15 protein-coding genes are annotated in these 18533 nt (G+C 75.2%); 8 read left to right on the top strand and 7 right to left on the bottom strand.

Annotated features, from left to right (window positions below):
* From galK to F1641_RS07455, 3 genes are all read right to left on the bottom strand, one after another.
* Entirely contained in the window at positions 1-1341 is a 1341-nt protein-coding gene (gene galK, locus F1641_RS07465; protein WP_206690746.1) for a galactokinase, read from the bottom strand.
* Positions 1338-2447, bottom strand: coding sequence for a galactose-1-phosphate uridylyltransferase (gene galT / locus F1641_RS07460; protein ID WP_194904949.1), 1110 nt, complete (start codon positions 2445-2447; stop codon positions 1338-1340). Before galT ends, galK begins: the two co-directional genes overlap by 4 nt.
* 206 nt (positions 2448-2653) lie before the next feature.
* Complete coding sequence (locus tag F1641_RS07455; protein WP_194904091.1) at positions 2654-3454, bottom strand: DeoR/GlpR family DNA-binding transcription regulator; 801 nt, start codon at positions 3452-3454, stop codon at positions 2654-2656.
* A gap of 110 nt (positions 3455-3564) precedes the next feature.
* Here F1641_RS07455 and trpS point away from each other — a divergent pair, with 110 nt between their 5' ends.
* The 5 genes from trpS (at position 3565) to F1641_RS07430 (ending at position 11027) form a co-directional block, all read left to right on the top strand.
* Positions 3565-4569: a tryptophan--tRNA ligase gene (trpS, locus tag F1641_RS07450; protein WP_194904089.1), complete on the top strand. Its 1005-nt coding sequence runs from the start codon at positions 3565-3567 to the stop codon at positions 4567-4569.
* 7 nt (positions 4570-4576) lie between these two features.
* The gene (locus F1641_RS07445; protein ID WP_309225455.1) at positions 4577-5191 is read left to right on the top strand and encodes a 2'-5' RNA ligase family protein; all 615 of its coding nucleotides are present in this window, start codon (positions 4577-4579) and stop codon (positions 5189-5191) included.
* 97 nt (positions 5192-5288) lie between these two features.
* Complete coding sequence (locus F1641_RS07440) at positions 5289-6395, top strand: YihY/virulence factor BrkB family protein (protein WP_194904087.1); 1107 nt, start codon at positions 5289-5291, stop codon at positions 6393-6395.
* 76 nt (positions 6396-6471) lie between these two features.
* Complete coding sequence (locus tag F1641_RS07435; protein WP_194904085.1) at positions 6472-9060, top strand: carboxylate--amine ligase/circularly permuted type 2 ATP-grasp protein; 2589 nt, start codon at positions 6472-6474, stop codon at positions 9058-9060.
* A complete protein-coding gene (locus F1641_RS07430) occupies positions 9057-11027 on the top strand; it encodes a prolyl oligopeptidase family serine peptidase (RefSeq protein WP_309225454.1) in 1971 nt (656 codons plus the stop codon). Before F1641_RS07435 ends, F1641_RS07430 begins: the two co-directional genes overlap by 4 nt.
* 159 nt (positions 11028-11186) lie before the next feature.
* Here the strand turns inward: F1641_RS07430 and F1641_RS07425 are convergent, their stop codons facing one another.
* From F1641_RS07425 to sdhC, 4 genes are read right to left on the bottom strand one after another with little or no spacing between them, the layout of a single operon-like run.
* Positions 11187-11945, bottom strand: a complete 759-nt coding sequence (locus F1641_RS07425; protein ID WP_194904083.1) for a succinate dehydrogenase iron-sulfur subunit — start codon at positions 11943-11945, stop codon at positions 11187-11189.
* A 5-nt stretch (positions 11946-11950) separates the two neighbouring features.
* Positions 11951-13717, bottom strand: a complete 1767-nt coding sequence (sdhA, locus tag F1641_RS07420; protein WP_194904080.1) for a succinate dehydrogenase flavoprotein subunit — start codon at positions 13715-13717, stop codon at positions 11951-11953.
* Positions 13718-13741: 24 nt separating this feature from the next.
* Complete coding sequence (locus F1641_RS07415; RefSeq protein ID WP_194904078.1) at positions 13742-14224, bottom strand: succinate dehydrogenase hydrophobic membrane anchor subunit; 483 nt, start codon at positions 14222-14224, stop codon at positions 13742-13744.
* Positions 14225-14235: 11 nt separating this feature from the next.
* Positions 14236-14628, bottom strand: coding sequence for a succinate dehydrogenase, cytochrome b556 subunit (gene sdhC / locus F1641_RS07410; protein ID WP_194904943.1), 393 nt, complete (start codon positions 14626-14628; stop codon positions 14236-14238).
* 193 nt (positions 14629-14821) lie between these two features.
* Here sdhC and F1641_RS07405 point away from each other — a divergent pair, with 193 nt between their 5' ends.
* The 3 genes from F1641_RS07405 (at position 14822) to F1641_RS07395 (ending at position 18494) form a co-directional block, all read left to right on the top strand.
* Entirely contained in the window at positions 14822-15958 is a 1137-nt protein-coding gene (locus tag F1641_RS07405) for a mannose-1-phosphate guanylyltransferase (RefSeq protein WP_194904076.1), read from the top strand.
* Positions 15959-15965: 7 nt separating this feature from the next.
* Positions 15966-17189 carry an amidohydrolase gene (locus F1641_RS07400; protein WP_309225452.1) on the top strand — a complete coding sequence of 408 codons (1224 nt, stop codon included), beginning with the start codon at positions 15966-15968 and terminating at the stop codon, positions 17187-17189.
* Positions 17190-17399: 210 nt separating this feature from the next.
* Positions 17400-18494 carry a BMP family protein gene (locus F1641_RS07395; RefSeq protein WP_194904075.1) on the top strand — a complete coding sequence of 365 codons (1095 nt, stop codon included), beginning with the start codon at positions 17400-17402 and terminating at the stop codon, positions 18492-18494.
* Positions 18495-18533 lie beyond the last annotated feature (39 nt).

Raw genomic sequence — 18533 nt, 5'->3', positions numbered from 1 at the left:
TCAGCGCAGGCGGGACGCCCCGGGCGAGGCCAGGGCCCGCAGGAACGCGGGCTCGGGGTGCCCGGCCTCCAGCGCCGCCGCGCGCACCGCCGCGGCCACGGCCTCCTCGGTGCCGGAGCGCACGAGCGCCACCGCCGAGCCGCCGAAGCCGCCGCCCGTCATCCGGGCCCCCAGCGCGCCGGCCGCCTCGGCGGCCGAGCAGACCACGTCGAGCTCGGGGCAGGAGATCTCGTAGTCGTCGCGCATGGACGCGTGCGACGCCGAGAGCACCGGGCCGACGTCGTCGATGCAGGCCACCGCGCCCACACCGCTGACGCCGACGCAGCTGCCCTCCGCCGCGGACGTCAGCAGCGACACCACCTGGTGCACGCGCGCCGTCTCGGTGATGACGTGGCGGGTGCGGCGCACCAGCTCCTCGACGCGGTCCGGCGCCTCCCCGGCGGCCTCCGCCGCAGAGCGCAGCCGGGTGAGCACCGCCTCGGCGCCGTCGGCCGTCCCCCCGGCCTCGGTGACCGCCTCCGCCAGCAGCCCGTAGCCGAGCAGCGACGCCGCGCGCTCCGACGCCGCGCGCCGCGAGCCGTACTCGCCGTCGGCGTGGCGGTGCGGGGCGCGGGTGTCCATCACCAGCAGCGCACGCCCGTGCTCGGCCAGCGGGAGCGGCACCTGCGTCACCGCGCCGGTGGCGCTGTCGAGCCACAGCGCGTGCTCCGCCGTCGACCGCAGCGACGCCGCCTGGTCCATGCCGCCGGTGGACGCGCGGGCGACCTCGTTCTCGGCGCGCACGCACGCCGCGGCCAGCTCGGCGCGGAACGCGTCCGACGACGTCTCTCCCATCGCGCCGAGGTCGGCGACGGCGAGGGCCACCACGCACTCCAGGGCCGCCGAGCTCGAGAGCCCCGCCCCCAGCGGCACGGTGGAGACCACCGCGGCGTCCACCCCGCCGACCTCGTGGCCGGCCTGCGCCAGGGCCCACAGGACGCCCGCGACGTAGGCGGCCCACCCCTCCGGCGCGCCGGGGCCGACGTCGGACAGGTGGCCCTGCCACACCGACGGCTCTCCACCCAGGTCAGCAGCGGACACCACCCGGACCAGGCCGTCCGTGCGGGCGCGCACCGCGGCCACCGTGCTGTGCGGCAGCGCCAGCGGCAGCACCGGGCCGCCGTTGTAGTCGAGGTGCTCGCCGATGAGGTTCACGCGCCCGGGGGCGGACCACACGCCGTCGGCCTGGCCCTCCCAGTGGCCGGCGAACAGCGCCACCGCTGCGTCGGCGGCGGCGGGGGCCGGTGCGGCCTCGAGCCAGGTCGGGGTCCCCGACGTCGTCGGCTGGGTTCCCGTGGTCACGAAGCCACCTCCCGCAGCCGGTCGGCGATGCGCTCCGGCGTCGTGTCGTTGATCCAGGCGCCGACCCCGGACTCCGAGCCGGCGAGGTACTTCAGCTTGCCCGGCTGGCGCAGCACGGAGAACGCCTGCAGGTGCAGCCGCCCGAGCTCGCGGTCGGCGCCGAGCGGCGCCTGGTGCCAGCCGGAGATGTAGGGGAGCGCGTCGACGCCGTCGAAGTACCTGTCGAGCCGCCCCAGCATCTCCGAGTAGACGACGGCGAGCTCGTCGCGCTCGTCGGTGCTCAGCGCCGCCAGGTCGGGCACGTCGCGGTGCGGGGCCAGGTGGAACTCGACGGGCCAGCGCGCGGCGGCCGGCACGTACGCCGTCCAGTGCTCGCCCCGGAGCACCACGCGGGTGCCCGCGCGCTGCTCGGCCGCCAGGACGTCGGCCAGCAGGCTCGTGCCGTGCGCTGCGCGGTGGCGCTGCGCCTGCACGAGCAGCTGGGAGGTCCGCGGGGTGGGGGCGGGGTAGGCGTAGATCTGCCCGTGGGGGTGCTGCAGCGTCACCCCGATCTCCTTGCCGCGGTTCTCGAAGACGAAGACCTCGCCGCCCTCGCGGACCCCGGCCAGCGACGACAGCTCGGCGGTCCTGTCGGCCCACGCCTCCACGACCGTCCGCACGCGCGAGACGGGCAGGGAGGCGAACGTGGCGGAGTGGTCGGCGGTGAAGCAGACCACCTCGCACCGACCGACGGCGGGGCGCACCGGCCAGAGGGCCTCGCCGTCCACCAGCGACTCCGGCTGGGAGGCCAGGTCCGTCCCCGCGCCCGCGTAGGAGGGGAACCGGTTGGCGAAGACGACGACGTCGAAGTCGGTCTCGGGGACCTCGCCGGGCTCCTTGCCGGGCCGCGCCGGGCACAGGGGGCACAGGTCCGCGGGGGGCATGAAGGTGCGGTCCTGGCGGTGGGCGGCGTGGGCGACCCACTCACCGGTGAGCACGTCCCACCGCATGGTGGAGGTGGTGGCGACGGCGGGCAGGTCGCGGGTGTCGACGGCCTCGCGGACGGCGGTGCCCGAGAGGTACGGCTCGGTGTCGTCGAAGTAGAAGATCGGCCGCCCGTCGGCCATCGCGCGCTCGGTGCGGCGCACCCCCGACGAGCCCCTCGACGAGCTCCCGGACAAGACCTCTGACACGTGCACCCCTCCACCGCTGCGGTCCGGGTCCTGGCAGCGCTGCCGCCCGGGGTCCGAACGCTACCGGTGCGCGGTCGCGTTCGGAAGTGTTCGTTCGTGTGTTTTTTTGGTGGGTTGTTGGTGGGTTCTGGTGGTTATCGTCAGGACAGGGGCGTCGGCACCTCGTCACCGGCGACCACGAGCCGCCCCACCCGCGCTGCCAGCACCTCCCGGGCCGCCGCCGGCAGCCCGCCGTCGGTGACGAGCACGTCGACGGCCTCGAGGTCGGCGATGCTCGCCAGGCCGACCACCCCCCACTTGGAGGAGTCGGCCAGGACGACGACGTGGCGCGCGGCCGCCACCAGCGCGCGGTTGGTCTCGCCCTCGGCGAGGTTCGGGGTGGTCAGACCGGCGTGCTCGTCGACCCCGTGGACGCCCAGCAGCAGCACGTCGACGTGCAGGGACCGCAGCGCCGCCACGGCCACCGGGCCCACCAGGGCGTCCGACGGGGTCCGCTCCCCGCCGGTCAGCACCACCGAACCGCCGCCGGGCCGCTGCGACCACGCCTCGTGCAGCGCCTGGGCCACCGGCAGCGAGTTGGTGACCACCGTCAGGCCGGGCACCTCCGCCAGCGCGGCGGCGACCGCGTGCGTGGTGGTCCCGGCGGACACGGCGACCGAGGCCCCGGGGGCGACCAGCGCCGCCGCGGCGCGGGCGATGGCCTCCTTCTCGTCGGGGGCCATCAGCTGCTTGGCGGTGAACCCCGGCTCCTCCGCGCGGGCCGACGGCGCCGTCGCCCCGCCGTGCACCCGGGCCACCAGGCCCTGGCCGGCCAGGATGGTGATGTCGCGGCGGACGGTCATCTCCGACACGCCCAGGGCGCTCACCAGGTCGCTGACGCGCACGCCCCCGTGGGAGCGCACCTCCTCCAGGATCCGCTCCTGGCGCTGCCTCGCGAGCACCTCCGAAGGCTAGGGGCCGCGGGGCCCTCCCGTCTGCTGCGCCACCCGTCCGAGGTCGTCGGGCGGCGTCCTCGCGCTGGTGGAGCGGCCGCTGGTGGTTGACTGGTCGCGTGCCAGCCCGCCTGTTCTCCGGCATGCAGCCGACCGCCGACTCGCTCCACCTCGGGAACTACCTGGGTGCGCTGGTCAGCTGGGTCGCCATGCAGGACGAGTTCGACGCCACCTTCTGCGTCGTCGACCTCCACGCCCTGACCGTCTCGCCCGACCCGGCCGCGCTGCGCCAGCGCACCCGGGTGACCGCGGCGCAGTACCTCGCCGCCGGCATCGACCCGGAGCGCTCCACGCTCTTCGTGCAGAGCCACGCGCCCGAGCACGCCCAGCTGGCGTGGCTGCTGAACTGCCTCACCGGCTTCGGCGAGGCCAGCCGCATGACGCAGTTCAAGGACAAGTCGGCCAAGGTCGGCGCCGACCAGCAGAACGTGGGCCTGTTCGCCTACCCCGTGCTCCAGGCGGCCGACATCCTCGTCCACGACGCCGCGCGGGTGCCGGTCGGCGAGGACCAGCGCCAGCACCTGGAGCTCACCCGCGACCTCGCCCAGCGCTTCAACACCCGCTACGGCGACACGTTCGTGGTGCCCGAGGTCCACATCGTGCGCGAGACCGCCAAGATCACCGACCTGCAGAACCCCACGGCCAAGATGAGCAAGAGCGCGTCGTCGCCGAACGGGATCATCGAGCTGCTCGACGACCCGAAGAAGACCGCCAAGAAGATCCGCTCGGCGGTCACCGACACCGGCACCGAGGTCCGCTTCGACCCGGCCGAGAAGCCGGGCGTCTCCAACCTGCTGACCATCCACTCGGCCCTGTCGGGCCAGAGCGTGCCCGAGCTGGAGGCCCGGTTCGCCGGGCAGGGCTACGGGCACCTGAAGGTGGAGGTGGCCGACGTCGTCGTCGCGGCCCTGGAGCCGGTGCGCACCCGCGCGCTGGAGCTCCTCGACGACCCGGCCGAGCTCGACAGGATCCTCGCCCGCGGTGCCGAGCGCGCCCGCGAGCGCGCCTCCGTCGTCCTGGCGCGGGCCTTCGACCGGGTGGGCGTGCTGCCCGCCGCGCGCTGAGGCGCCGGTGAGCGGCGGGCGCGGTCTGGCGCACCCCGCGACGCCGCCGTCGGTCGCCGCCCAGGCGGCGGCGATGACGGGCGTCATGCCGGTGCTGCCGGCCGCGGGCGAGACGCTCATCGGCGTCGCCATCGCGGTGCCGCAGCCCTGGGCCGCCGAGCTGGAGGGCTGGCGCACGGCCTTCGGCGACCCGCTGGGCGCCACGGTCCCCGCGCACGTCACCCTCGTGCCGCCCACGGCGGTGCCGACCGGCGCGATGGACCAGGTGGTCGACCACCTCCGGCGCACCACGGCGGCGTCGGCCCCCTTCACCATCCGGCTGCGGGGCACGGGCAGCTTCCGGCCCGTCTCGCCGGTGGTCTACGTGCGCCTGGCCAGCGGCGGGCAGGAGTGCGCGCAGCTGGAGGACGACGTGCGCGCCGGCGTGCTGGGCACCCAGCGCCGGTTCCCGTTCCACCCGCACGTGACCGTCGCGCAGCTGCTCGACGAGGCCGCCCTCGACCGCGCCGAGACCGAGCTCGCCGGCTACGAGGCGACCTTCGACGTCACCGAGGTGGGGCTGTTCACCCACGGCCGCGACGGCGTGTGGCGCGCGTCCGACGGGTTCCCCCTCGGCGGCTGACCGAGCGGCTGGGCGCGCGGGCGACGCCCGCCTGCGCGACCATCGCAGGCGTGATCGCGACGCACCACCGACCGGCGGCCCCGCAGCGAGGCGCCGCGTGAGCGCTGTGGTGGGCCTGTGGCAGCGCTACCAGGCCAGCCACCTGGGCCGGGCGCTGAGGCACTACGGCCTGGAGCGCGGGCAGATCCTCGCGGGCGGGCTCGCCTACGTGGCGCTGTTCTCGCTCTCGGCGATCCTCGTGCTGCTGTTCGCGGTGTTCGGCCGGGTGCTGGCGAGCAACCGGACGCTGCTCGACACCGTGGTGAGCACCATCAACGGCTACGTGCCCGGTCTCATCGGCGAGGGCGGCATCGAGCCGGAGTCGCTGCTGGACACGAACGCCCTGTCGACCACGGGGATCGTCAGCCTCGTGGTGGCGGTGCTCGCGGGCACCGGCTGGATGGGGGCCCTGCGCGAGGGGGTGCGGGCGATGTTCGGCGTGCCGCCGGACCAGCACGGCGTCGTGGCGCAGCGCCTGCGCGACGCCGTCGGCCTCATCACGCTCGGCGCGGCCGTGCTGACCTCGGCGGTCGCGTCGATCACCGTGAACGCCGCGGCGCCGTGGCTCCTGGCGCTCGTGGGCCTCGACGAGGGCGGGTTCACGAACGCCGTCGTCCGGGTCCTGGGCATCGGCATCGTGTTCGTCGCCGACACCGCCATCTTCGTGGTGCTGCTCAAGGTGCTCGGCCGCCTCGACATCCCCTGGGGCCACCTGCGCAGCGCCGCCCTGCTGGGCGCTGCGCTCTTCGGGGTGCTGAAGGTCCTCGCCGGGCTCGGCCTCGGCTTCCTCACCGGGACGAGCAACCCGCTCTTCGCGACGGCCGGCGTCATCGCCGGTCTGCTGGTGTGGCTCAACATCGTGTTCCGCGTCGTGCTCACCACCGCGGCCTGGGCGGCCACCGACCCCGTCGTCGCGGCCCACCTCACCGCCACCGAGGGCGAGCCCGTGCTCGGCCCGGCGGTCGGCCCCGCCGCCGAGGCGACCCTCGCCAAGGCGTGGGCCCCGCACCGCCAGCCCTCCTACGGCGAGCGCGCGGCCGACCGCGTGCAGGTGGCCGCCGGCGTCGTCCTCGGCGCGGCGTCCCTCGCGGTCGTCCACCTCGTGGCCGGTGGGGTGCGCAGCGGCGTCGGGGCCGTCCGCGACGCGGTCCGCGGCCGCGGCTGACCCGTCGCTCGACCCGCCCGCCCGACCCGCCGCTCGACCCGACCGGGCGGCCCGAGCCGCCACTAGGGTCGCGGCCATGGCCTCTGCGCTCACGCTCGGTGCCGAGGAGGAGCTGCACCTCATCGACACGACGACGTGGCAGCTGTCCGCCCGCGCGCCCCAGGTGCTCTCCCGGCTCCCGCGCGAGGGGTACTCCGCGGAGATCCAGCGCACCACGGTGGAGACCAACACCGCCGTCGTCGAGACGCTCGACGGGCTGCGGGCGGAGCTGCTGCGGCTGCGCGCCCAGGTGGTGGCCGTCGCCGCGAAGGAGGGGCTCGGCGTCGCCGCCGTGGGCACGGCGCCCCGCTCGGCGTCGCCCGACTTCGAGCTGACCGCCACCGGCCGGTACGGCCGGATGCAGGAGCAGTACCGGCTGCTGGTCGACGAGCAGCTCATCTGCGGCACGCAGGTGCACGTGGGCGTCGCCGACCGCGACCTCGCCGTCGACATCGCCCAGCGGGTGGCCCCCGACCTGCCGGTGATGCTCGCGCTCAGCGCCAGCTCGCCGTACTGGAACGGGCACGACACCGGCTACTCCAGCATCCGCACCACGATCTGGCAGCGCTGGCCCACCGCGGGCGCCACCGGCCCGATGGGCTCGGCGGCCGAGTACGACGCGCTCCTGGCCGACCTCATCGGCTCCGGGGTCATCGCCGACGCGAAGATGGCGTACTTCGACGTCAGGCCCTCCGCGCACGCCCCCACCCTGGAGCTGCGGGTGTGCGACGCCTGCCCGCTCGTCGACGACGCCGTGCTCATCGCGGGGCTGTTCCGGGCCCTGGTCCGCGAGGCCGAGATCGCCGTCGAGCGCGGTGAGCCCCGGCGCGACCGGCCCGCGCCGCTGCACCGCGCGGCCCTGTGGCAAGCCGCCCGCGGCGGGCTGCGCGGCCGCCTGCTCGACCCCTCCGAGCACCCCCGGCCCCTGCCCGCCGCCGAGGTGGTCCGCGCCCTCGTGGACCGCCTGCAGCCGGTGCTGGCGGATCTGGGCGACGCCGAGCAGGTGCGCGAGCTCGCCGAGCGCGCCCTGGTCCGCGGCAACTCCGCCGACCGCCAGCGGGCGGCGTTCGCGGAGACCGGCCAGCTCGACGACGTGGTCCGCCTGGTGGTCGCCGAGACCCACGGCCCCGCCGGCGGGGTGCCGCAGACCGGTCCGGTGCTCTCGGGCTACGCGGTGCGCGCCGGTGACGAGGCCGTGGCGCCGTCGGCGCAGGTCCGCCCGCAGTACCGGGGCGTGCTGGAGGCCGTCCGGGCGCTCGGGCCCGACGCGCTGCGCCAGCGCGAGCAGGCCCGCGACGCGTGGGCGGAGCGCGCCCAGCTCGGGTTCCGGGTCGGGGGCGAGGTGCGCCCGTTCGGCGTCGACCTGGTGCCGCGCGTCCTGGGCCGCCACGAGTGGGCCGAGCTGCGCGCGGGCCTGGAGCAGCGCGCCGTGGCCCTGGAGCGGTTCCTGCGCGACGTCTACGGCGAGCAGCGCGTGCTGGCCGACGGGGTGCTGCCCCGCGAGGCCGTCGTGGGAGCGCCCGGGTGGCGCGAGGAGGGGCTGCGGCTGCCGGCGTCGGCGGTGCGCGCCGCGGTGGTCGGCTTCGACGTGGTCCGCGGGGAGGACGGCGGCTGGCGGGTCCTGGAGGACAACCTGCGCGACCCCAGCGGCGCGGCCTACGCCTGCGCCGCCCGGGAGCTCCTCGACGACGTGCTGCCGGAGGCTCCGCGCCCCGACGGCCTCGCCGCGCCCGCCGCCTACTACGAGCGGCTGCGGGCGACGCTGCTCGCCGGCGCGCGGCCCGGGACCCGGGCGGCGCTGCTGTCGAGCGGACCCGCCAGCGGGGCCTGGTTCGAGCACCAGGGCCTGGCCAGCGGTGCGGGCCTGCTGCTGGTCGGGGCCGACGACCTCGCCGTCGTCGACGGGCGCGTGGTGGCCACCGGCGCCTCCGCCGAGGGGGCGCCGCTCGTGGGGGGCACCCGCACGGGGCGGCCCGAGCAGGTCGGCGTGCTCTACCTGCGCCTCGACGGCCCCCTGGCCGAGGTCCGCGCCTCCGACGGCCGGCCCGTCGGCGCCGAGCTCCTCGACGCCGCGGCCGCGGGCGCCGTCGTGCTGGCCAACGCCCCCGGCAACGGGGTCGCCGACGACAAGGCCGTCTACCGCGCGGTCCCCGAGCTCATCTCGTACTACCTGGGGGAGCGGCCCCTGCTGGAGCAGGTGCCCACCTACCTGGTCGCCGACGAGGGAGAGCGGCGCGCCGTCCTGGAGCGCGTGGGCGAGCTGGTCACCAAGCCGGTCGACGGCCACGGCGGCGCCGGGGTGCTCATCGGCCCCACCGCCGACGCCGGCCAGGTCGCCGCCCGGCGCGCCGAGATCGGCGCGCACCCCGAGCGCTGGGTGGCGCAGGAGCTGGTGCAGCTGTCGTCGCTGCCCGCGCTGGTGGGCGGCGCGCTCGTGCCGCGCCACGTCGACCTGCGCGTCTTCGCGCACGTGGTGGGCGACGGGCGCGACGACGCGCGCGTGGCCGACCTCGCCCTGACCCGCGTGGCGCCCGCCGGGTCGGTGGTGGTGAACTCCTCGCGCGGCGGCGGCGCGAAGGACACGTGGATCGTCGTCGGCGACGCCCCGAAGGAGACCCCGGCGTGACCACCACCGCCCCGTCCGATCCCACCACCACCAGCACCAGCCGCACCGGCACCACCACCACCGGCGCCGTCGAGCGCGCCGTCGCCCTGTCCGACGTGCTCGTCGGCGCCTGGGGCAGCTGGGGGCCGGTGATGACCCCCGACGCGCAGCGCGTCGCCTTCGTCTCCGACCGCTCCGGCACGCCGCAGGTGTGGGTGCAGGACGTGGTCACCGGGCTGCCCGCCGGGGCGCCCCTGCCCCGCGCCCGCCGCCTCGACCTGGGCACCCCCGACCCCGTCGTCCACGTCACCTGGGCCGCCGACAGCCGCTGGCTGGGCGTCGAGGTCGCCACCGACGGCGGCGTCCGCACCGAGGTGTGGGTCGTGCGCTCCGACGGCACCGACGCCCGCCGCATCGCCGGAGGCAACGGCCTGCGCCCCGGGGAGGGCGTGCACGCCGTCCTCGGGCCGTGGACCCGCAGCGGCCACCGCCTCGTGGTCACCCTGCCGCCCTCGGGGCCGGGTGAGCCCACCCGCTCCTACCTCGCCGAGCCCGCCACCGGCCGCCTCGACCCCCTCGCCGAGGGGGAGAACACCACCGTCCTCGACGTGTCGCTCGAGGAGCGCTTCATCGTGCTCAAGGACGGCGAGCGCGGGCGCCAGTTCTGCGTCGTCGTCGACAGGCTCGACGACACCTCCGCCCTGCTGCTGCAGCCCGGTGCCACCGGCTCCACCGACGGCGCCCTGCTCCGCCCCGCCCCCGAGGGCGACTCCGGCCCGCTGTGGGTCTACCTCGCCTCCGACGTGGGCCTCGCCCGCCGACAGCTCATCGGCATGCCGCTCGGCCCGCACGGGTGGAAGGGCGAGCCGCGGGCGCTGGCCGTGCGCGACGACGCCGAGCTCGAGGCCCTCGACGCCGACGACGCCGGACGGCTGCTGCTGCTCGTCTGGAACGCCGCGGGCCGCAGCGAGCTGGAGCTCTTCGACACCGCCACGCACGAGCGGACCCCGATCACCGGCCTGCCCGGCCAGGTCGCGGCCGACCCGGTGCTCTCCCGCGACGGCTCCTCGGTGGTGCTCGGCCTCGAGGGACCCACCCGTCCGCGGGAGCTGTGGCACGTCGACGTGCCCACCGGCGCGTGGTCGAGGATCACCCAGGCGCCCCAGCTGCCCTCGGACCAGCTGGTCGAGCCCGAGCTGGTGCGCTTCACCGGCCGCGACGGGCTGCCGCTGACGGGGTGGCTGTACCGGGCTGGAGGTCCTGCGGCCGGCGCCGCGTCTGGGGGGGCTGCGGCGCTGTGGCTGCACGGCGGTCCCGAGGCCCAGGAGCGCCCCACCTTCAACCCGTACCACCAGGCCCTCGCCGCCGCCGGCGTCGCCGTCCTGGCCCCCAACATCCGCGGCTCCTCGGGCTTCGGGCGGGAGTTCGTGCACGCCGACGACGTCGAGAAGCGCTGGGACGCCTTCGCCGACGTCCTCGCCGCCGCCGACCACCTCGTCGAGACCGGCGTCGCCGCCCCCGGGCGGGTCGCGGTCACGGGACGCTCCTACGGCGGGTACGCGTCGCTGGCGTCGCTGGCGTTCTCGCCGGGGGCCTTCGCCGCCGGCGTGGACATCTGCGGGATGAGCGACCTCACCACCTTCTACCGCGACACCGAGCCGTGGATCGGCGCCGTGGCGGTGACCAAGTACGGCCACCCCGAGCGCGACCGCGCCCTCCTCGAGGAGCTCTCCCCGCTGCGCGCAGTGGACGACGTCGACGCCCCGCTCCTCGTGGTGCACGGCGAGCTCGACACCAACGTGCCCCTGGGCGAGGCCCACCAGGTGGTGGCGGCGCTGCGCGCCCGCGCCGAGGTCGACGACACGACCCCGCCCGTGGAGTACCTCGAGCTGGCGGGGGAGGGCCACGAGTACCGGCGCGCGGAGTCGCGGCGGGCGCTGAACGCCGCCGTGGTGCGCTTCCTGGCCGAGCACCTCGGCCCCCTCTGACCGCCCCTGGCAACCGCAACCAGGCGCTCGGCTGCGGTCCACCGGGGGCTATAACCGCAACCAGGCGCTCGGCTGCGGTGAGGGGGAGGACGACGAAGGGCCGCGACCTCCGGCGAGCGGAGGGCGCGGCCCTGTCGTGGTGCCCTGCTGGGCGGGGCGTCAGACCTTGCGGGTCAGCAGCGCCTGCTTCACCTCGGCGATCGCCTTGGTCACCTGGATGCCGCGGGGGCAGGCCTCGGAGCAGTTGAAGGTGGTGCGGCAGCGCCACACGCCCTCGCGGTCGTTGAGGACCTCCAGGCGCAGGTCAGCGCCCTCGTCGCGGCTGTCGAAGATGAACCGGTGCGCGTTGACGATCGCGGCCGGGCCGAAGTACTGCCCGTCGGTCCAGAACACCGGGCAGCTCGACGTGCACGCGGCGCACAGGATGCACTTGGTGGTGTCGTCGAAGCGCTCGCGGTCGTGGGCCGACTGCAGGCGCTCCTTCGTCGGCTCGTGCCCGGACGTGATGAGGAACGGCATGACCTCGCGGTACGACTGGAAGAAGGGCTCCATGTCGACGACGAGGTCCTTCTCGACCGGCAGGCCCTTGATGGGCTCGACGGTGATCGGCTTGCTCGGGTCGAGGTCCTTCAGCAGCGCCTTGCACGCGAGGCGGTTGCGGCCGTTGATGCGCATGGCGTCGGAGCCGCAGACCCCGTGCGCGCAGGAGCGGCGGAAGGTCAGCGACCCGTCCTGCTCCCACTTGATCATGTGCAGCGCGTCGAGGAGGCGGTCGGTGCCGTGCACCGAGACCTTGTAGTCCTCCCAGTGGGGAGCCTCGTCCTGCTCCGGGTCGTACCGGCGGATCCGCACGGTGACGTCGAAGCTGGGGATCGCCCCGGCGGTGCTCTCCGGGGTGGCGTCGGTCTCGCGAGCCATGGCGCTCAGTACTTCCGTTCCATCGGCTGGTAGCGGGTGATGACGACCGGCTTGGTGTCCAGCCGCACGCCCTCGTGGCCGTTCTCGTCGACCGCGCGGTACGCCATCGTGTGGCGCATGTGGTTGGCGTCGTCGCGGTTGGGGTAGTCCTCGCGGAAGTGCCCGCCGCGGCTCTCGGTGCGGTGGAGCGCACCGGCGCAGATGACCGTGGCGAGCTCCAGGAGGAACCCGACCTCGATCGCCTCGAGCAGGTCGGTGTTGTACCGCTGGCCCTTGTCCTGCACGCCGACCCGGGCGTACCGCTCGCGCAGCGCGTCGATGTCGGCCAGGGCCTGCTTCAGCGTGGTCTCCGTGCGGAAGACCTGCGCGTTCGCGTCCATCGTCTCCTGCAGGTCGCGGCGGATCGCCGCCACGCGCTCGGTGCCGGTGGAGCTGCGCAGGCCCTCGACCATCGCGACGACGTCGGTCTCGGGGCTCTCCGGCAGGTCGGCGAAGACCTCCGTGGCGAGGGCGTGCTTGGCCGCCGCCAGGCCGGCGCGCTTGCCGAAGACGTTGATGTCGAGCAGGGAGTTGGTGCCCAGGCGGTTGGATCCGTGCACCGAGACGCAGGCCACCTCGCCCGCGGCGAACAGGCCGGGGACGGCGGTGTCGTTGTCGGCGAGCACCTGCGAGGTGACGTCGGTGGGCACGCCGCCCATGGCGTAGTGCGCGGTCGGGTAGACCGGCACCGGCTCGGTGTAGGGCTCGACGCCCAGGTAGGTGCGGGCGAACTCGGTGATGTCCGGGAGCTTGGCGTCGATGTGCGCCGGCTCCAGGTGCGTCAGGTCGAGCAGCACGTAGTCCTTGTGGGGACCGGCGCCGCGGCCCTCGCGGACCTCGTTGGCCATGGAGCGGGCCACGATGTCGCGGGGGGCGAGGTCCTTGATGGTGGGGGCGTAGCGCTCCATGAAGCGCTCGCCCTCGCCGTTGCGCAGGATGCCGCCCTCGCCGCGGGCGGCCTCGCTCAGCAGGATGCCGAGGCCGGCCAGGCCCGTCGGGTGGAACTGGAAGAACTCCATGTCCTCCAGGGGCAGGCCGCGCCGGTAGGCGATGCCCATGCCGTCACCGGTGAGGGTGTGGGCGTTGGACGTCGTCTTGTAGACCTTGCCGGCGCCGCCGGTCGCGAGGACCACGGACTTGGCGCGGAAGACGTGGATCGTGCCGGTGGCCAGCTCGTAGGCCACGACGCCCGCCGTCGTGCGGACGCCGTCGACCTCGGTGAGCAGCAGGTCGAGCACGTAGAACTCGTTGAAGAACTCCACCTCGTGCTTGACGCACTGCTGGTAGAGGGTCTGCAGGATCATGTGGCCGGTGCGGTCGGCCGCGTAGCAGGAGCGGCGCACGGCGGCCTCGCCGTGGTTGCGGGTGTGCCCGCCGAAGCGGCGCTGGTCGATGCGGCCCTCGGGGGTGCGGTTGAACGGCAGCCCCATCTTCTCGAGGTCGAGGACGGCGTCGATGGCCTCCTTGCACATCACCTCGGCGGCGTCCTGGTCGACGAGGTAGTCGCCGCCCTTGACGGTGTCGAAGGTGTGCCACTCCCAGTTGTCCTCCTCGACGTTGGCGAGGGCGGCGCACATGCCGCCCTGCGCCGCGCCGGTGTGGGAGCGCGTGGGGTACAGCTTGGTGAGCACCGCGGTGCGGGTGCGCTGCCCCGCCTCGAGCGCGGCGCGCATGCCGGCGCCACCGGCGCCGACGATGACCACGTCGTAGCTGTGGAACTGGACCTCAGCCATGGGGGGTCCTCCTCGGGGGTCGGGTCAGCGGGCGGGGCAGAAGCTGGGGAGCGCGGAGGCGTCGATGTCGGCGCCGACCGGGCACGGGTCGAAGGTGAAGATCACCAGGGTGCCGAGCACGACCGTCAGCGTGAACGCGACGTAGAGCGCCATCTTGAGCCAGAAGCGCGTGCCGTTGCGCTCGGCGTAGTCGTTGATGATCGTCCGGACGCCGTTGGTGCCGTGCAGCATCGCCAGCCACAGCATCGACAGGTCCCAGACCTTCCAGAACGGCGAGGCCCACTTGCCGGCGACGAAGGCGAAGTCGACCTGGTGGATGCCGTCGCCGAGCACCAGGTTCACGAAGAGGTGGCCCAGCACGAGCACCACGAGCAGCACGCCGCTCATGCGCATGAAGAGCCAGGCGTAGAGCTCGAAGTTGGTGCGGGTGGGCTTGCTGCGCCGGTACGGCGAGCGCGGGGCGTCGATCGCCTGGGCGGGGCCCGGCGTGGACTGGACGGCGGTCATCGCGGCCTCTCTCAGTGCTCGACGGGGGAGAAGATGATCGACAGGTGCCGCACCAGGAACGGCACGAACAGCACCAGCCACACGGCCAGCACGCCCCAGAACAGCTGGCGGTGGTAGCGCGGCCCCTTGGACCAGAAGTCGACCAGCATGATCCGGATGCCGTTGAAGGCGTGGAACAGGACGGCGGCCACGAGGCCGGCCTCGCCCAGGCCGACGACCGGGTTCTTGTAGCTGGCGATCACCGCGTCGTACGCCTGCGGCGAGACGGTGACGAGCGCCGTGTCGAGCACGTGCACCAGCAGGAAGACGAAGATCAGGACGCCGGTGATGCGGTGGCCCACCCAGGACCACATGCCCTCGCGGCCGCGGTAGAGCGTGCCGGTCGGGCCGGACACGGTGGGCAGTGCGGGCAGCGTTCGTGCCACGGGTGCGCCTTCCCTCGTCGATCTTCGCGGTCGGGTGGACCAGCGGGCGCCTCGCTCGGGCTGTGACCGGACTGCGGCGTCCCTGGGAGCCTATCGCCGGGGCACGACGGCGCTGGTCCGGACGTGCCCGTGCGTGACGAACGCGACAGTCCCCTGTGCCAGGCTGGCGCGCATGACTGCTGCCGGCGGCCGGACCGCGTCCCGCATCGAGGGCTTCGCCGCCGTCGTCCCCGCGGGCGGTGCCGGCACGAGGCTGTGGCCCCTGTCGCGGGCCGGCGCCCCCAAGTTCCTCCACGACCTCACCGGCAGCGGCCGCTCGCTGCTGCAGGCCACCTGGGACCGCCTCGTCCCGCTGGCCGGCGACGACCGCGTCCTGCTCGTGACCGGTCGCTCCCACGCGGCCGCCGTCCGCGAGGCGCTGCCGGGCCTGCGCGGCGAGAACCTGCTGCTGGAGCCCTCCCCGCGCGACTCGATGGCCGCCATCGGCCTGGCCGCGGCGGTGCTGGAGCGGCGCGAGGGCGCCCGGGCGGTGCTCGGCTCCTTCGCCGCCGACCACGTCATCACCGACGACGCCGCCTTCGGCGACGCCGTGCGCCAGGCCGTGGCGACGGCGCGCACCGGCGAGGTCGTCACCATCGGCATCACCCCCACCGGGCCCGCCACGCAGTTCGGCTACGTGCGCGGCGCGGAGCCGCTGGTGGTCGAGGGCGCCCCCGACGCCGTCCGCGTGGCCGAGTTCGTCGAGAAGCCCGACGCCGAGACCGCCGCCGCCTACCTCGCGGGCGGCCGGCACCGGTGGAACGCGGGCATGTTCGTGGTCGGCGCCGGCGTCCTGCTCGACCACCTCGCCGCGCAGCTGCCCGCCCTGGCCGAGGGCCTGCGCGACATCGCCGCGTCGTGGGACACCCCCCGGCGCGACGAGGTGCTCGACGCCGTCTGGCCCGGCCTGGTGAAGATCGCGATCGACCACGCCATCGCCGAGCCGGTGGCCGCCGCGGGTGGTGTGGCCGTCGTGCCCGGCGCCTTCGGGTGGGACGACGTCGGTGACTGGGACTCCCTCGCCACCCTGCTCCCCGGCGCCTCCGACGGCCTGGCCGTGCTCGGCGACCCGTCCCTGGTGCTGGGGGAGGACGGCGCCAGCGGCGTCGTGGTCGCCGGCACCGGGCGGACCGTGGCGGTGCTCGGCCTGCCCGACGCCGTCGTCGTCGACACCCCCGACGCCCTGCTGGTCACCACCCGCCAGCACGCCCAGGGCGTGAAGCAGGTGGTCGGCGCGTGGCGCGAGCGCGGCCGCGACGACCTGCTGTGACGCTGAAGTGACCCTGCGCCCCCGCCGCGGCCCCGACGGGCCCGCCGGCCCGCCCACGCTGACCGACCTCCTCGCCCCGCGCCTGGAGGAGCTCGTCGCGTTCCGGCGCGACGTGCACGCCCACCCCGAGACGGCGCACTCCGAGCACCGGACCACCGCGAAGGTCGCCGAGGCGCTGCGCGCCGCCGGCCTGGAGCCGCGGCTGCTGCCGGGCACGGGCCTCGTGTGCGACGTGGGCACCGGTCCCCGGACCGTGGCGCTGCGCGCCGACCTCGACGCGCTGCCCCTGGCCGACGAGACCTCCAGCCCCTGGTGCTCCACGGTGCCGGGCGTCGCCCACGCCTGCGGGCACGACGTCCACACCACCGTGGTGCTGGGCGCGGGCCTCGTCCTGGCCGACCTCGACCGCGCCGGCAGGCTGCCCGGGCGCGTCCGCCTGCTGTTCCAGCCCGCCGAGGAGGTCACGCCCGGCGGGGCGCTGGGCGTCATCGCCGCCGGTGCGCTGGACGACGTCGAGCGCGTGCTCGCGGTGCACTGCGACCCCCACACCGACGTCGGCCGCGTGGGGCTGCGCGTCGGAGCCATCACGTCCGCGTTCGACCAGGTGCGGGTGGAGCTGCACGGTCCCGGCGGCCACACCTCGCGACCGCACCTGACCGCCGACCTGGTCTTCGCCCTCGCCAAGGTGGTCACCGAGGTGCCCGCCGTCCTGTCGCGCCGGCTCGACCCGCGCGCCGGCGTCAGCCTGGTGTGGGGCCGCGTCAACGCCGGCGGCGCCGCCAACGCCATCCCGCGCCTCGGGGTGGCCGAGGGCACGCTGCGCTGCGTGCGCCAGGACGCCTGGAAGGACGCCGGCGACCTGCTCGCCGAGGTGGTCCGCGAGGTCGTGGCGCCCTACGGCGTCGACGTCGAGGTCGACCTCAAGCGCGGGGTGCCGCCCGTGGTGAACGAGGCGGTCAGCGCCGGCCTGCTCCAGGGCGCCGCCGAGGAGGAGCTGGGCGCCGGCTCCGCCGTCCCCACCGACCAGAGCCTGGGCGGGGAGGACTTCGCCTGGTACCTGCAGCACGTGGCGGGGGCCATGGCCCGGCTCGGGACGCGCACGCCGGGCGGGGCCACCCACGACCTCCACCGCGGCGACTTCCAGGCCGACGAGCGCGCCGTCGCCGTCGGGGCGCGCCTGCTGGCCGCCGCCTCGCTGGCGGGCCTGCGCCTGCCGCTCGACCCGGCCTGACCCCCGCCCGGCCCCGCCCGACCGGACGAACCGCCCATCACGGAACGGTTGCGATCCGGCCGGGGGGTCTCGTCCGCCGAGCGGGAGTCGTCCTAGGGTCTGGCGAGCACGCCCGGACGGGTCAGGGACGACCTCCCGGCCCGCCCTGACGGGCGCCGCGACCGCGGCCCCGGGGCGCAGCTGCGACGACCGCCCCCTGGAGGAGCACCTGTGAAGAAGAAGCTCGGCACCCTGGCCGCCGTCGGGGCCGTGGCCCTCCTGGCCGCCGGCTGCGGCGAGGCCCCCGAGGCCTCCACGGGCGCCGGCAGCGGGTCCGGCACGAGCGCGGCCTCCGACGTCAAGGCCTGCATGGTCTCCGACGCGGGTGGCTTCGACGACCAGTCGTTCAACCAGTCCGGCAAGGAGGGCCTCGACGCGGCCGTCGCCGAGCTCGGCATCCAGGAGCAGACGACGCAGTCGAGCTCCGAGGCCGACTTCGCGCCGAACATCGCCGCGCTGGTCCAGCAGAACTGCAACCTGGTGGTCGCCGTCGGCTTCCTGCTCGCCGACGCCACCGGCAGCGCCGCCGACGCCAACCCGGACACCCAGTTCGCGCTGATCGACTCGACCGTCGAGCCGGCCCGCTCCAACGTCAAGCCGCTGCTGTTCGACACCGCGCAGGCCTCCTACCTGGCCGGCTACGTCGCCGCGGGCACCTCCAAGACCGGCACCGTCGCCACCTACGGCGGCATCCAGATCCCGTCCGTGACGATCTTCATGGACGGCTTCGCCGACGGCGTCGCCAAGTACAACGAGGACAACGGCACGAGCGTCAAGCTCCTCGGCTGGGACAAGGCCACGCAGCAGGGCTCGTTCACCGGCAACTTCGACGACATCGGCGCCGGGCAGAACACCACGCAGAACTTCATCCAGCAGGGCGCCGACATCATCCTCCCGGTCGCCGGCCCCGTCGGGAACGGCACCCTGGCCGCCGCGAACGCCGCCAACGCGGCCGGCGGCGACGTCAAGGTCGTCTGGGTCGACTCCGACGGCTACAACACCGTCAAGGAGAGCGACCGCCCGCTGATCCTCACCTCGGTGGTCAAGGAGATCGGCGCCTCGGTGCAGGACGCCGTGAAGAGCGAGGTCGACGGCAGCTTCTCCTCGGAGCCCTACGTCGGCACCCTGGAGAACGGCGGCGTGAGCCTGGCCCCGTTCCACGACAACGACGCGAACGTCCCGCAGGCCGTCAAGGACGGCGTGAGCAAGCTCCAGCAGGACGTCGTCGACGGCACCATCACGGTGCAGTCGCAGTCGACCCCGTGACCTCCTCCTGACCGCGCCCCGCGCGGTCAGGGCGGCCAG

The sequence above is a fragment of the Quadrisphaera sp. INWT6 genome, from assembly GCF_015390235.1.
In the GTDB taxonomy this organism is placed as follows: Bacteria; Actinomycetota; Actinomycetes; order Actinomycetales; family Quadrisphaeraceae; genus Quadrisphaera.
Note: the sequence above shows the minus strand (reverse complement) of the source record. Positions and strands in the feature narration are given on the sequence as shown.

Coding starts and splice junctions, on each gene's coding strand:
- F1641_RS07435 (WP_194904085.1), top strand. CDS start 6,472: ATGGCCTCTGCGCTCACGCTCGGTGCCGAGGAGGAGCTGCACCTCATC.
- galT (WP_194904949.1), bottom strand. CDS start 2,447: ATGGCCGACGGGCGGCCGATCTTCTACTTCGACGACACCGAGCCGTAC.
- F1641_RS07425 (WP_194904083.1), bottom strand. CDS start 11,945: ATGGCTCGCGAGACCGACGCCACCCCGGAGAGCACCGCCGGGGCGATC.
- sdhA (WP_194904080.1), bottom strand. CDS start 13,717: ATGGCTGAGGTCCAGTTCCACAGCTACGACGTGGTCATCGTCGGCGCC.
- F1641_RS07415 (WP_194904078.1), bottom strand. CDS start 14,224: ATGACCGCCGTCCAGTCCACGCCGGGCCCCGCCCAGGCGATCGACGCC.
- F1641_RS07405 (WP_194904076.1), top strand. CDS start 14,822: ATGACTGCTGCCGGCGGCCGGACCGCGTCCCGCATCGAGGGCTTCGCC.